Here is a 13,961-nt window from a genome sequence, read left to right as displayed (position 1 = left end):
AGGATGGCCCAGACGCACTTGGGCGGCCCCGTCGTCGTGATCGGCACGGGCCTCCTCGGCACGAGCATCGGACTCGGGCTCGAGCACCGCGGCGTCCCCGTCTTCCTCGAAGATCCCTCGCCTACCCATCAGGCGGTGGCTGTCGACATCGGCGCCGGTCGGCCCGTCGCCGAGCTCGACGCGGACCGTGGCGCCGAGCCGCAGCTCGTCGTCGTCGCCGCGCCGCCCGACGTGACGGCCGACGTCGTCGAGCGCTCCCTCGCCCGCTGGCCGCACGCCGTCGTCGTGGACATCGCGAGCGTGAAGTCCGCGATCCTCGACGAACTGCGCCGGCGTCCTGCCGACCTCTCGAGGTACGTGGGCACGCACCCGATGGCGGGCCGCGAGAAGTCGGGACCGGTCGCCGCCCGCGGCGAGCTCTTCACGTCGATGCCGTGGGTCGTGTGCGCTCACCGGGAGGCTTCGGACGACGCCGTGCGCCTCGCCAAGGCGCTGGGCGCGGACCTGGGAGCGACCGTCATGGAGTTCGACGCCGACGAGCACGACGAGGCGGTGGCGCTCGTGAGCCATCTACCGCAGGTCATGTCCTCGCTCCTCGCAAGTCGGCTTCAGGGCACTGACCTGCGGCTGCTCTCGCTCGCGGGGAACGGGCTGCGGGACACCACGCGCATCGCGGCGAGCGATCCCGGACTCTGGATCCAGATCCTCGGGGCGAACGCGGACAAGCTCGTCAAGCACCTGTACGGTGTGCGGGAGGACGTCGAGCGGCTCATCAGCACGCTCGAGGATCCGACAGCACCGGGTGCGCGGCTCGACCTCGCACAGCTCATGAGCGAGGGCAACGCGGGCCAGGCACGTATACCCGGCAAGCACGGCGGGCCGCCGCAGGCGTTTTCGTGGCTCACGGTGCTCGTCGACGACAGGCCCGGGCAGATCGCGAGGCTGCTCACCGAGATCGGCGAGATCGGTGTGAACCTCGAGGATCTGCGCCTCGACCACTCGTCGGGGCGGAATGTGGGCATGGTGGAGATCTCCGTGCTCCCGAGCAAGCACGATGAACTGGTAGCGGAACTGGAGGAGCGGGGATGGCGGGTGCTGCAGTGACTGACTCTGGGCGCGGCTCGGAAACCGGCGCGGAGTTCAGCTCGACGAGCTCCGCGCGGGGAACGACCGTGCGCTACACGCCCGTGCCCGGGGAGGAGCCGCTTCGCGTCGGGCGCCCGCTCGTCGTCGCGATCGACGGCCCGTCCGGCTCAGGCAAGTCGAGCGTCTCCAAGGAGGTCGCTCGCCGCCTTCGCCTCGCCTATCTCGACACCGGCGCGATGTACCGCGCGGTGACGTGGGACTGCCTCGATCGCGGACTCGACCTGACTGACGGTGCACTTGTGGAAGCTTCGGCCCGCGCGCTCGACCTCGAGCTGAGCACGAGCGCCGACCACGAGAGCGTGTCGGTCCGGGGCCACGATGTGACCGCGGAGATCCGCGAGCCGCGGATCTCGCAGTCGGTCAGCGCGGTGGCGACCAACCTCGGGGTCCGCAACGAGCTCATCCGGCGCCAGCGGGCCCTCATCGCCGTGCATGGCCGCCGCATGGTCGTCGAGGGCCGGGACATCACGACGGTGGTCGCGCGCGACGCCGAGGTGCGGCTCCTGTTGACGGCGTCCGAGGAAGCGCGGATGCGGCGCCGCGGGCTCCAGCTCGGCGGCACCCAGACCGCCGAGGACCTGCACGAGCAGGTCGTGGGGCGGGACCTCAAGGACTCGACCGTCGCGAGCTTCACCCAGGCCGCGGACGGCGTGTTCACCCTCGATTCATCAGACCTCGACTTCGAGGAGACCGTCGAGGCGGTCCTCGCAGTCGTCCACGCGGCCGTTGCCGCACCCCAGGCCGGGCACTGACCCGCCGCTTTGACATCAACGAAGGAGAGTCAGCATGAGCGACGCCGTAGGCGACATCGCCGCTGAAGAGTACGAGCCCGAGGGCGGCGACCAAGTCGCCGAGCGCCTCGCGACAATGGGCGACGACGAGGCCGAGCAGCGGGCGGCGGCCCTCCGGGCCGGGCTCGAGGACTACGAGCTCGACGAGGAGGACGCGCGCCTCCTCGCCCTGGACGGCGAAGAGTGGGACGCCGATGCTCCCACGCGCATGGATCCGGTCCTCGCGATCATCGGCCGACCGAACGTCGGCAAGTCCACGCTCGTGAACCGTATCCTCGGCCGCCGCGAGGCAGTGGTGGAGGACGTTCCCGGGGTGACGCGCGACCGCGTCTCCTATCCTGCCGAATGGAACGGGCGAGGGTTCACGCTCGTCGACACCGGCGGCTGGGAGCGCGACGCGCGTGGCATCCACGCCTCAGTGGCGGAACAGGCCGAGATCGCCGTGCGCATGGCCGACGCGGTCCTGTTCGTCGTCGACTCGACGGTCGGCGCGACGGCGACCGACGAAGCCGTGATGCGCATGCTGCGCAAGTCGAAGAAGCCTGTCCTGCTCGTTGCGAACAAGGTGGACGACATTGTGCAGGAGGCGGATGCCGCCGCCCTGTGGGGCCTCGGGTTCGGCCAGCCGTACCCCGTCTCGGCCATGCACGGCCGGGGCGTCGCCGACCTCCTCGACGCGGCGCTGGAAGTCCTGCCGGAGTTCTCCGCGATCGCCGGCCTCGAGCGTTCGGGCGGCCCCCGCCGTGTCGCGCTCATCGGGCGGCCGAACGTGGGCAAGTCCTCGCTCCTGAACAAGCTCGCCGGCTCGGAGCGCGTCGTCGTCAACGAGCTTGCCGGCACGACGCGCGACCCGGTCGACGAGTTCATCGAACTCGGCGGACGGGTCTGGCGCTTCGTCGACACCGCGGGAATCCGCCGCCGGCAGCACATGGCCAAGGGCGCTGAGTACTACGCCTCGCTGCGGACGCAAGCCGCCCTCGAGAAGGCGGAAGTCGCCGTCGTCCTCCTCAGCGCCGACGAGGTCCTGGCCGAGCAGGACATCCGTATCATCAACCTCGCCATCGAGTCCGGCCGGGCCCTCGTCATCGCGTTCAACAAGTGGGACCTCATGGACGACGAGCGTCGCCGCTGGCTCGAACGCGAGATCGAGAAGGACCTCGCGCACGTCGAGTGGGCGCCGCGCGTGAACCTCTCGGCCAAGACGGGCTGGCACCGCGATCGTCTCGTCCCCGCGCTCGACAAGGCCCTCGCCGGTTGGGACACCCGCATCCCGACGGGCAAGCTCAACGCGTTCCTCGGGGAGCTCGTCTCCGCGCACCCGCACCCCGTGCGCGGAGGCAAGCAGCCCCGCATCCTCTTCGGCACCCAGGCCCAGAGCCGACCCCCGAAGTTCGTCCTCTTCACGTCCGGCTTCCTCGACCCGGGCTACCGCCGTTTCATCACGCGCAGACTGCGCGAGACGTTCGGTTTCGAGGGCACCCCGATCGAGATCAGCATGCGCGTCCGGGAGAAGCGTTCGCGGAAGAAGTAGCCCCTCGGGGAGGGCGGATGAGGGGCGTTTCGATTCGCCTTCAAGGGCCCCTTCCGCTATGCTGAAGCGGTTGCTTGAACGGGCGCGAACAGCGAGAACGGTCAGGCAATCTTCGGGCTGTAGCGCAGCTTGGTAGCGCACTTGACTGGGGGTCAAGGGGTCGCAGGTTCAAATCCTGTCAGCCCGACCACGAAGCCGCGGAAACCCAAGGGTTCCCGCGGCTTCTGCGTAGGTGAGATTTGAACCGGCCATCAAGAACCCATCAAAAACCCCTTCCGCAGGGTGCCCTCTCGGCCCCCTTGCTCGGCTCGGCGGCGTTCCTGCCGGACGCTCACGGTCGGCCCGGGACGTCCGGTGCACCTGCCGGGCATGACTGCTCCAGCACCCCTCCCGCCACCTCCCGGACTGCCGCCGCTGCTGGGCATCCGCGAACTCTCGGCCTACCTCGGCGTCCCGGTCTCGACGATCTACGACTGGCGCGCCCGCGGCCTTGGGCCGGCCGCGTACCGGTTCGGCAAGCACCTCAAGTTCGCCGTGGACGACGTGACCGCCTGGATCGAGGCGCAGCGCGCCCCCGCGCCGTCGTCCTCGCCGTCGCCGGATCGACGGTGACGCGATGAGCCGCCCGCGCCTGGCGATCGGCACCTACGGCGAGATCACCGCCCGGCGCCTTCCGAGCGGACGGTTCGAGGCCCGCACCCGCTACCGGGACTGGGACGGCGTCGCGCGGCTCGTCCAGGCCAGCGCCGAGAGCCCCGCGGCCGCAACCCGCGCGCTGAAGGCCAAATGCGCCGAACGCAACCTGCTCGCCCCGACGACCGGAACACTCGCGCCCGACAGCCCGTTCCCCGACCTGGTCGAGTACTGGCTCGAGGACATCGACCTCGAGGGCCGGCTCGCGACCGCGACCCGACAGCTCTACGAGCGCGACATGCGCAGCCTCGTGCTCCCCGCCTTCGCCGGGCTCACCCTCAGGGAGATCGGCGTCGCCCGCTGCGACCAGTTCCTCAAGCAGCTCGCGAAACAGTCCTACGCGAAGGCCAAGCACGCCCGCGTCGTGCTCCGGCTCGCTCTCGCCCTGGCCGTGCGGCACGAGGTGCTGCCGCGCAACCCGGTCGACCACGTTTCCCGCCTCCACCGCCCGGCCACGACCCCGGACGCGCTCACCCCCGCGGAGGTCAACGCGATCCGCGCCGCGGTCGCCTACTGGGAGGCCGGCCGATCGCCCTCGGGGCCGAGGCCGGACGGCCAGCTGAGCGCGATCGTGGAGGTCATGCTCGGCACGTCCGCCCGGATCGGGGAGGTCCTGGCCGTCCGCCGCCGCGACATCGACATCACCGGTGCCCTGCCCTCGATCCGGATCGCCGGGACGATCGTCAGCCACCGGGGCGAGCCGACCTTGCGGCAGGACCACCCCAAGACCGCGAAGTCGCGCCGCACTGTGGCCGTCCCGTCGTTCACGGCCGAGGCGGTACGGCGCCGGCTGGCGAAGCTCGAGGACCCGTCCCTGGATGCGCTGCTGTTCTGCAGCCGGGAGGGCACGCCTTTGACGACGAACAACGTACGCCGCCAGCTCCGCCATGTGATGGACCTCGCCGGGATCACCGGGGTCACCCCGCACATGTTCCGGAGGACTGTCGCGACCGCGATCAGCGCCGAGGCCGGGGTCGACCTCGCCGCCGAGCTGCTCGGCCACACCGACCCGAAGATCACCGTCGCGCACTACATCCGCCGCAACGAGATGGTGAACCCCGCCACCGCCGAGATGCTCGAGCGCGCGTTCGCGAAGGACGAGCTGTGACCTTCCCCGGCCGCCTGCCCGCGTGCGACGCTGGGGTAGTTCGCGGTGCGACGGGACGAGAGCCCTGCCCGGCGTGGGCAAGGATCGTATCGGAGGCAGGAGGGGACTCGTGGGACGGGAGAGGCTGTACACAGCGGTGCCGTGCTCTCCTGTGGCGGTAGAGCCGCGGTGGCCTGTTCGCTGATGAGGGTGGCCATTTCGAGCAAGTCCTTAGGGCCGGAGGCTCGCCGAGGACGATGCCGACGATGGAGTTTCCGACCATTCTCCGCGCCCGCGCCAGCAAAAGGGCACACGGGCTAGTCGGGCTGCGATTGCCTCGACGGTGCCGCCACCGTGGCGGCACCGTGCGACCTGGGCTTATGCCTGCAGACGGCGAACCGCGACGCCGCCCCGTCGCAGCATGCTCGGCGACGTCGTCAGCACGAACGCCCGGACGGTCATCGCCACTGCGGCGCGTGTCGGCAGGCGGGGGTGGCTGCCGCGTTTCTGTCCGGCACGGACGCGCGCACCGCGGCGGCAAGATCTTCCAGGCCGGTCGGGGGCCCGCTCCTCGAGTTCCGCACCCGATCCCCACCAGTTCCAAAGTCGCGGTTACGGAGCGCAGCGGGTTGGTTGGGATCCTCGGCGGGCACCGCACTTCGCCGATGCTGTCCAGGCTCATGTACACGTTTCGGCCAGTTGTCCAGCGCGCGGACTGTTCCCGCGGCTTGCCGTTCGACCGTGACGGTGGGGCCACGGTGGCCCCACCGTGTGACCTGGGGTTATTCCCGATGCCGCTGAACTCTGAGACCTCCTGACGACGCGTGCCGTTCTCGGCTAGCAGGGCGTGGTCGGCCAGGAGGTCGCTGAGCGGTTCGCCGATGGTCAGCCACAGCGGGACGCCCCGCCCTGCGGCAGACTGCGTCAGGGCAGGGTCGGGGTGGCGGAGCACGGCGCGCCGCATCGCCAGCCACCTCGTGCCGGAATGTCCGGTGGCGCTTAGGTGTGGAAGCCGCGGCGCAGGGACCTCGAGAGTCGAGGCCCTTGAGGAGGCCTCTATGAGCCTGGCGCAGTTGCATTCCACCCTTGCATGCGCTGCGGCCGCTGGCCATCCCAGCAGGGTGAAGTCGTACCAGTTCCGCCGTTTGCGGCTAGTGGTGTCCATCAAGGCGGCACCTCCCAGCTGATAGGTGCACACGCGCTCCCCGGCAATCGTGATCGGTACGGCGCCATGCACCAGACATGCTCAGCCCACCCATCCCGACCCCTCGATAGGCCGCCCTTTGGGCCTGCGCCCTTGAGACCGCACACCGTCACCGGCGGAAGCCGAAGCACGCGGCCTCTTCTACTCACGCCCTTGGGTGGCAAGCCACTCCCTGGACCAGCTGCTGCGGCCATGCTCGCCATGGAGATCGATCTCGAGGCCGCCGAGCCACGTCGTTGCCCGCTCAGACCTCGTCGATGGGCAGGCGCACCGATCCGCGACCGACCACGGCAGCCACTAGAGAATCGGTGAGGACTATGGGGCGCTTATCCTCTAGGGTGCGTGAGTCCGAGTTCGTGGTCCCGCGGCGTCTCTTCCCGCACCCCTGCACATCGAGGGGCGTCGCCGCCGATGTCAGTGGGTGTCGTGATCCGGGGTCTCGATGTGAATGAACGTCGCGCTCCTAGCGGCGGCTGCGGCCGATGGCTGACGTGTCGGCGACGCCGGGGTCACAATCTGGTTCCGCTACTGACCTATTCTCTTCGGGCTCATCCGCTGACTGCATACCCCATCCGCTGGCTGGCTGCTGAACCACTCCTATGTCCCGGCACTCCCGGACGGCGGCGACAATGCCTCGTGCCGCGTCCGTGCTGCGTGAATGGGCCTGTACCGTCCGCTGGTTCGTGGAGGGAATGTCGGTGGCTGCGGATAATATCCGTCTTGTCCACGCTTCGAATCGAAGAATCGTATAGGAGACCGCATGACCACGGAACTGCCCGAGCGCGGAGCGGTGTTTTGGCCGGTTGGTACTGGTGACAGCACCACGCTGGTGATCAACGAGGAAGTCGTCATGCAGATCGACCTGCACGACATGGCCAAGGCTGACCAGGATGACACGCCGGAAGTGCCGGTCGTCGACGAACTTGCAGAGTCGCTTCCGAGGGTCGATGGCAAGCCCTATCTCTCGGTTTTTGCTCTTACACATGCAGACAAGGACCATTGTCTTGGGTTCGCGGACCTTCTCTCGAAGGTCACTATCGGTGAGCTGTGGGCGACTCCACGGCTCTGGCGGGAGTACACCGACAACCCTGACGGTGATGGGCTCTGCGACGACGCGCGCGCCTTCCAAGAGGAGGCCGAACGTCGCGTCGAGGCGACAAGGAAGGCCGACGGGGATCCTGGAAGCGGCAACCGCATCGTGGTCATCGGCTATGACGGCGAGTCTGAGCACGCGTACAACGATCTCCCCGCCGAGTACCTGTCGGGCCCCGGGCATTCGATCAGCGTGCTCGACGGCCACGACTGCACTGGTCTGTTTGAAGCGTTCATCCACGCCCCGTTCGCGGCCGATGCGGCTGCGGCACGCAACGAGACGTCGCTGGCAATGCAGGTCACTTTGACCGACGAGTCTGGGCGTGACGGAAGGCTGCTGCTGTTCGGTGACCTTGCTCATGACACGATCGTCAAGATCTTCTCCTACAGCGAGCACCACGAACGTCCTCAGTACTTGGAGTGGGATGTGCTGCTTGCTCCGCATCACTGCTCGAAGTACGTCATGTACCTGCGCTCCATCGAAGGCGATGACGAGTATCAAGGTGATGTCATGGACTTCTTCCAGAAGTACCAGCGGCCGAACGCGGTCGTGATCAGCAGCAGCGCGGTGTTTCCGGAAATGGATGAGCCAGGGATGAATCCGCCACACCGGAAGGCGGCCAACCGCTACGAAGAGATCGTCGACGAGCTGATCAACACCATGTCCTGGCTGGACGTGAATGAACCTTCCCCGGTCGTCTTCGGCGTCACGGCAGAGGGAGCGGCGATCGTGCGGGACGAGCTCGTGGAAGCTTCCGCCAACGCTGTGCTCGCGACTGGCCTGACCAAGTCGGATACCCGCCGTCTTGGCCGGATTGCTGCTGCGGCCACGCTCGTCGCCAAGTCCGCTGCAGCGGCCCGCGGATCCGCGGCGGCGTCGGATCGGCGCACTGGACCGGAACGCGTGCAGCAGGGCATCGCCGCTGACCGTGGCGGTGAAAGTGCTCCGCGAACCGCGGTCGGCTTCGGCGGGTGAACAGGCAAGCGGAGGAACAGCTCCGCGCTCTCCAAGCAAGCAGTGGCGGCGCTGTCGAGCTGCTGACGATTACCGAGCGCGACGGGTGGACGAACTTCCGCGTTTCCCTGGACACCAGCGGGATACCGAGTCAGCCCGGTGGGATAGCGCTCCGCAACCGCGAACAGTTCGTGATCTCCGTAAAGGACACGTACCCGTTCACCGTTCCGTCGGTCAACGTTCGCCATCGTCGCTGGGCCGGCACAGCGCACGTGCAATGGGCCTACCACCTGTGCATCTACGCGGCGCCGTCCGTCGAATGGGATCCGTCCGACGGCATGCGCGGTTTCATCACTCGGCTTGTGCAGTGGCTGCAGCGGGCAGCTGAAGGCACCCTCGACCCGGACGGTCAGCCGCTACACCCACCGGTCGCCTACCAGACAGAGGAGGCTGGCACCCTCGTCGTGCACCCCGACCTCGGTGATCGAGTCCCGTGGCGGGATGGGGGCAAGGACAGCTCCCAGTTCGTGCTTGCCTGGTGCGTGCGCGAAGGCGACCGCGTCGACGTCGTTGAATGGCAGGACTACAGTGCCGTCATCGACCGAGTCCTAGCGGACGAGTTCATCAACGTCGACCCTGACGGCCGGCCGTACTTCGTGGCACCCGTCATGTTGTTCAATGGACAGATCGGATTCGAATATCCTTCTGCTGCCTCCGCCCTGATCAGCGGTTTGATTGAGCAGGGAGCGTCCGAGGAAGAGCTGCTGCGCTGGATTGCCCGAGCCGGCATGATCAACGGCTACCTTCGGTGCCTCGCCTCAGCGGACAATGACGACCCCCGTTTCGCGAGTATCGTCCTGCTGGCGACGCCCAGCAGGCGTTTGGAAGGTACCAGGCTCCTTGCTCACATCTCCGGGTGGAAGCTCGATGAAATCGGGTCTCAACTCGCACGAATTCTCGCTGAGACCATCAACGGTGTGCTCACGGACGTCACTGACGAGATCATGGATCTGGCGCGCCGGTGGCTCGGGTTCGCGGAGACTGCATGGATGCGCGTGCTCGAGGACCGCGCCGAAGTGACACATCGTCGCGACGAGACTACGCCCGCCCGGTTCCTCGCAGGCAAGCGTGTGCTCATTCTCGGCTGCGGTGCTCTCGGCGCTCCGATCGCCGAATCCGTCGTCCGCGCCGGAGCTGCGTCACTCAAGGTTGTCGACAGCGGACTGGTCACCCCGGGCCTTCTCGTCCGCCAGGCCTACTCGGACGCCGACATCGGGGCGCCGAAGGCTGAGGCACTCTCGGCGCGCCTCAGCCGAATCCGCCGCGGTCTAAGCGTCGAGCCCGCCGTCGCGAACGCGATCGACGAAATAGCTGGCTCCACTGCTGTCGTCGGATACGACCTCATCATCGACGCGACCGCCGATGCCGGTGTCCGCTCTGCGATCGAGCGAGCTCGCGCCGCCGATGCCATGGGGTCATGGCCTGACCTCGTGACAGTACTGATCGGGCACGAGGCGAAACGCGGAGTCGTCGCCGTGTCTCCGAGAAGCGCAACCGCCGGCGGGGCCGATGTCCTCCGCAGGGCCGCAGTTCGAGCTCAAAGCGAAGGGCTCCGGGAGTGGCGTGATGTCCTCGATGACCTCTTCCCAGCGGAGCCGCGCACGGACCTGTTCTTCCCGGAGCCGGGTTGTTCCTCGCCAACATTTGTCGGTTCGTTCCACGAGGTGACCGCGCTGGCGACCATGATGCTTGACGCGGCGCTTGCCGCGCTTGCCACGACGCCGGCGCAACTCGCCGCCGCAGCCGTCAGGCTGCCGTCGACGACACCGCCCGCCGTGAGCGTCCTGCGATGGGAGCCAGACTGGGCTGTAAAGGACCAGTCCGGCACATACCAGATTCGAGTCTCTGCAGCAGCCGTGGCGGAGATGCGCTCCGAAGCCCGGCGAGGTGCCCGAGTGCGCAACAGGAACGTCGAGACAGGCGGAATGCTTCTCGGCCGAATCGACGAGGCCACCCGCATCGTATTCATCGACGCCGCAGTAGGCCCACCGCCAGACAGCCGTCTTTCCTCCCTCTACTTCCAGCACGGGACCGCCGGCACCCAGGAAACCGTCGACTACTACAGAAATCGGTCCGGCGGGGCAACCGGATTCATCGGCATATGGCACACCCATCCATACGGGAAAGCGCGCCCGAGCGAGACCGACGAGAACGGCATTGCAGAGATCCTCACCTTCACCGGCGGCGCAAGGGCAATCATGCTCATCCTCGCCGGAGACAACGGCGAATGGACGGGGTTCGTCGATTCGGACGCAGAACCGGCCCTGTACGCCGAAATCGTGGACCAGGGCATGCCTAGGCCGACCGAAAGCACGGCTCTCGGGATGCCCGCTGGCATCAAGTTCTACCCCGGCGGTTTCGGCTATGCCACTGGCTCGCAGCGGAGGAACAGGACGCAGGGATGACCCGGGAACCACGAATTGGCCTTGCCCTCTCCGGTGGAGGATTCCGAGCCACGGCGTTCGGCCTCGGCGCGATGCGCGCCCTGCACGACCGCGACCTGCTCCGCCACGTCCGAGTCGTCTCTGGCATCAGCGGGGGCAGTCTGCTCACAGCCATGTGGGCCTACGGACCGGAGCAATTCGCCGATTTCGACGACACCGTGACGAAGATCCTACGTCAAGGGCTGCAGCGAGAACTGCTGAAACGGACGCTCTCGCTCGCTCACGCAGCCCGGACAATCCGGACCGCAGCAAGCTGGAGGAACATCGGCACCGGGCGAAGCTTCAGCCGGACGGAATCCCTAGTCCAAGCGGTCAAGCATCGAGACTTTGGGCAGCGACTGATGAATGAGGTCACCCACCCCAACCTCGACGCGATCATTTCCGCCACGGACCTAGCCACGGCGAACGCGGTCCGGTTCGGCAGCCGTGTTTCTTCCAGCTCACCATACGGTCGGATCACCGACGCCGTTCCGGTCGCCGACGCGGTAGCGGCATCAGCAGCCTTCCCCGCACTCCTGCCGGCACTAGTACGCAACTACACGTTCGAGGCATTCGACACCGGCAGCAGGACAGTTCAACGCCTTTCGATGACCGACGGGGGTGTCTACGACAACCTCGGAATCACACCACTGCTTCCTGGGCGGTCGTCGAAGCACACGGCCCATGTATACGACCTCGACTATGTGATCGCAGTTGACTCCGGTCGCGGACGAGAGACGGCAAAGCCCGCGCAGTACCTGATGAACCGGTTGAGGCAGACGCTGACGATCTCGCACGGGCGTGTCCAAGACTCCGGACGGGCCCTCCTGAACCTCGCCGCCGGAAATGGACTCGACGGTTTCGTCCACGTGTACCTCGGGATGCGCGACCATTTGGTGCGCCCGCTCGCCGACCTCGTGCCGCGTGACGTCGCCCGCCGCTGCCCGACAGACTTTGCGGCCATGTCTGATGCGATGTTCGACGCAATAACGATTCGAGGCGAGCAACTGACGAGACTGGTGATCGCACAGCACGCTCCGAACTTGCGCTGATTTCAGAGAGAGGGCACAACCCGTAGGCGGGAGGGGGGTATTTTCACACAGAACGTGACAGCATCAGGGCATGGGCAAGGCGCGGAAGCAAGAAGACCACATCGTCTGGCGCGGCGGCCTGCAATGGACGGAGGCCGCGCGCATGCAGGGCGCGCGGTTCGAGCACGCTGCCGCCGAGCTCTATGCGGCGTACTTCGACGCGTCGATGCGTGCAGACCTTGAGGGCCACAAGGAGCCCCTGCTCGCTCAAAGATGGCGCGACAGCCTCGATGACCAGCCGCCGTTCGACCCACAACGGCCGTTCCGTGTCCCCACAGTGGCTTTGAGCATGCAGGTCGCTGCTGAGCACCAGTTCCTGTTCGTGGCGTTGAGGAACGCGCTGCGTGCCCACGACAGGCTCCCTGCAGGCTTGAAGCCTGCGGTGCCAGGCGGGAAGGCAATCACCCTGCTCCGCAATGTCATGGAGCATTGGGACGAAGAGGGCGGATCATCGATCAGTGAGCTGGTGGAGACCGAGTACCACCGGCGGGCGATGGACGACGCGATCCTCATCGCGAGACTCTCATCTCCGGATGAAGAGGAGAGTGCGAGGAGGCGGTACAACGACGAACCCATGGCACTCCATGCGTCGTTCAGCGTGTCGAAGCACCAGGTGACAGTCGGTGGCTTCACCGTGGAGGAGTTGCAGGAATGGCTCGAATCACTGGATGCAGCCCTGAGGGCAGCGCTTGCCGAGGCGGGGTTCGACGCGCCTTGGCTTGAGGATTCGATCGTGGCTAGAGACGACAATGTCGCATGGCCTGCCAACAGATTCCGGGGACGGCAGTGGCAGATTCCGCAGGTCGAGATAGAAGAGTGGGCCGCGCGCCCTTCAGCTCCTCAGTGCGACGTCCCGTTCGAAGGCCTCCGTCAGGACGGCTGACGCCGCACCCCTTCCTGCCGCGACCGATATTCGATCAGGTCAATGTGTGTGATTGGCCCCAGGCAGTCGTCGTGGAGGGGCAGCTCGTCCTAGGTCGGCAGGCGGTCGGGCAGCGGATAGATACGGGTGGTCGCTTTGGGGACCACATCCGTCGACCGCAGCGGCTCGGGAACATGGCCGAGAACCGCAACGAGGAACCGTCGCATACCACCAAGCTGGGCCTGCGAGTAGGAGCGATCTCATGCGCCGTTCATCTATACCCTGCCCCAAGGGTCAGGGTCCAGATACTCCACAATCGCCTCGAAGTCGTCCTTTGGCGGCTCCCTGAACCCGTGCTCGCGGGTCCAGTGCCATGCTGCGAGGTTCCAACCCCTCCATGTCAGCCTGCCCCCGTCCTCGGGGCGCTCGTCCTTGGGCCAGTCGAGGTATTTATCCAAGCACGTGTCTGCGCAGACCGCACGGAGTGCCCGGCATATCTTGCGAATTCCGTTTTCGCTCTCGTCCCACTCGGGGTGCTCGCTCGACTGGTCTTCGTACCAGTCGACCGCCTTGAGGAGCTGAACCATGTAGTGCCCTGGGATGACATCGTGCTCCCACCAGGCGTCGACGAACTCCGTCACCGGGTCCCAGTGGTACTCGGGGACCTTCGTGCGCTTGTCTTCTGGGTGGCAGTAGTTCCAGCTATTGAGGTTCTGCACCATGAATCCCCGACCGTAATTGTCTCCCATCCGCGCCTGCGCCTTTCGGGCCTCTTTGGAGTGGTGGATGGTCATGAAGGCCGTGACCAGCAGGTCAACGTGGTCCTTGCCCACGATCATGACGCTCATGTCAGCCCCAGACGGTGGCGAGCTCAGGAAATGGTGGGCCACCGGAGCCCCTTGACGAACTGAGAAACATTTGCTGCCCCCTTTGAACTGGCCTCCACGTGTCAGCCTTCATACTCTCCCAAACCGCCGCAGTCCCGGGCTACACTCGCCTGTACTCGTTTTTTGGCGGAGGCTCAAA

General features: G+C 66.8%; 10 protein-coding genes and 1 tRNA gene. 10 read left to right on the top strand and 1 reads right to left on the bottom strand.

Annotated elements, in window-relative coordinates; genetic code table 11:
• The first annotated feature begins 3 nt into the window (after nt 1-3).
• The 10 genes from E6A21_RS05040 to E6A21_RS04995 all read left to right on the top strand — a co-directional run bounded on the left by E6A21_RS05040 (nt 4) and on the right by E6A21_RS04995 (nt 12,956).
• Nucleotides 4-1,104 carry a prephenate dehydrogenase gene (locus E6A21_RS05040; protein ID WP_138443028.1) on the top strand — a complete coding sequence of 367 codons (1,101 nt, stop codon included), beginning with the start codon at nt 4-6 and terminating at the stop codon, nt 1,102-1,104.
• Complete coding sequence (cmk, locus tag E6A21_RS05035; protein ID WP_138443027.1) at nt 1,086-1,898, top strand: (d)CMP kinase; 813 nt, start codon at nt 1,086-1,088, stop codon at nt 1,896-1,898. The genes E6A21_RS05040 and cmk overlap by 19 nt, the downstream gene beginning before the upstream one ends.
• Before the next feature lie 34 nt (nt 1,899-1,932).
• Nucleotides 1,933-3,468: a ribosome biogenesis GTPase Der gene (der, locus tag E6A21_RS05030; RefSeq protein ID WP_138443026.1), complete on the top strand. Its 1,536-nt coding sequence runs from the start codon at nt 1,933-1,935 to the stop codon at nt 3,466-3,468.
• Nucleotides 3,469-3,581: 113 nt separating this feature from the next.
• Nucleotides 3,582-3,658: transfer RNA gene (locus E6A21_RS05025), tRNA-Pro, on the top strand.
• A gap of 179 nt (nt 3,659-3,837) precedes the next feature.
• The gene (locus tag E6A21_RS05020; protein WP_138443025.1) at nt 3,838-4,080 is read left to right on the top strand and encodes a helix-turn-helix transcriptional regulator; all 243 of its coding nucleotides are present in this window, start codon (nt 3,838-3,840) and stop codon (nt 4,078-4,080) included.
• A gap of 4 nt (nt 4,081-4,084) precedes the next feature.
• Nucleotides 4,085-5,269 (top strand): tyrosine-type recombinase/integrase, encoded by a 1,185-nt coding sequence (locus E6A21_RS05015; protein WP_138443024.1) that lies wholly within the window; start codon nt 4,085-4,087, stop codon nt 5,267-5,269.
• A gap of 1,943 nt (nt 5,270-7,212) precedes the next feature.
• Nucleotides 7,213-8,520 carry an anti-phage 6A-MBL system MBL-fold protein gene (locus E6A21_RS05010; protein WP_138443023.1) on the top strand — a complete coding sequence of 436 codons (1,308 nt, stop codon included), beginning with the start codon at nt 7,213-7,215 and terminating at the stop codon, nt 8,518-8,520.
• Nucleotides 8,517-10,964 carry an anti-phage 6A-MBL system cap2_3 protein gene (locus tag E6A21_RS05005; RefSeq protein WP_138443022.1) on the top strand — a complete coding sequence of 816 codons (2,448 nt, stop codon included), beginning with the start codon at nt 8,517-8,519 and terminating at the stop codon, nt 10,962-10,964. The genes E6A21_RS05010 and E6A21_RS05005 overlap by 4 nt, the downstream gene beginning before the upstream one ends.
• Nucleotides 10,961-12,034 (top strand): patatin-like phospholipase family protein, encoded by a 1,074-nt coding sequence (locus E6A21_RS05000; protein WP_138443021.1) that lies wholly within the window; start codon nt 10,961-10,963, stop codon nt 12,032-12,034. The genes E6A21_RS05005 and E6A21_RS05000 overlap by 4 nt, the downstream gene beginning before the upstream one ends.
• 142 nt (nt 12,035-12,176) lie before the next feature.
• Entirely contained in the window at nt 12,177-12,956 is a 780-nt protein-coding gene (locus E6A21_RS04995; RefSeq protein WP_138443020.1) for a hypothetical protein, read from the top strand.
• A 254-nt stretch (nt 12,957-13,210) separates the two neighbouring features.
• Here the strand turns inward: E6A21_RS04995 and E6A21_RS04990 are convergent, their stop codons facing one another.
• A complete protein-coding gene (locus E6A21_RS04990; RefSeq protein ID WP_138443019.1) occupies nt 13,211-13,783 on the bottom strand; it encodes a hypothetical protein in 573 nt (190 codons plus the stop codon).
• Nucleotides 13,784-13,961 lie beyond the last annotated feature (178 nt).

It is taken from the genome of Sinomonas susongensis (genome assembly GCF_005877005.1).
GTDB lineage: Bacteria > Actinomycetota > Actinomycetes > Actinomycetales > Micrococcaceae > Sinomonas > Sinomonas susongensis.
This window is presented reverse-complemented; position numbering and strand designations above follow the sequence as displayed.

Excerpts from the sequence above, each read along its gene's own strand:
- E6A21_RS05020 (WP_138443025.1), top strand. The coding sequence starts at position 3,838 with ATGACTGCTCCAGCACCCCTCCCGCCACCTCCCGGACTGCCGCCGCTG.
- E6A21_RS05040 (WP_138443028.1), top strand. The coding sequence starts at position 4 with ATGGCCCAGACGCACTTGGGCGGCCCCGTCGTCGTGATCGGCACGGGC.
- E6A21_RS05000 (WP_138443021.1), top strand. The coding sequence starts at position 10,961 with ATGACCCGGGAACCACGAATTGGCCTTGCCCTCTCCGGTGGAGGATTC.
- E6A21_RS05010 (WP_138443023.1), top strand. The coding sequence starts at position 7,213 with ATGACCACGGAACTGCCCGAGCGCGGAGCGGTGTTTTGGCCGGTTGGT.
- cmk (WP_138443027.1), top strand. The coding sequence starts at position 1,086 with ATGGCGGGTGCTGCAGTGACTGACTCTGGGCGCGGCTCGGAAACCGGC.
- E6A21_RS05015 (WP_138443024.1), top strand. The coding sequence starts at position 4,085 with ATGAGCCGCCCGCGCCTGGCGATCGGCACCTACGGCGAGATCACCGCC.
- E6A21_RS04995 (WP_138443020.1), top strand. The coding sequence starts at position 12,177 with ATGCAGGGCGCGCGGTTCGAGCACGCTGCCGCCGAGCTCTATGCGGCG.
- der (WP_138443026.1), top strand. The coding sequence starts at position 1,933 with ATGAGCGACGCCGTAGGCGACATCGCCGCTGAAGAGTACGAGCCCGAG.
- E6A21_RS04990 (WP_138443019.1), bottom strand. The coding sequence starts at position 13,783 with ATGAGCGTCATGATCGTGGGCAAGGACCACGTTGACCTGCTGGTCACG.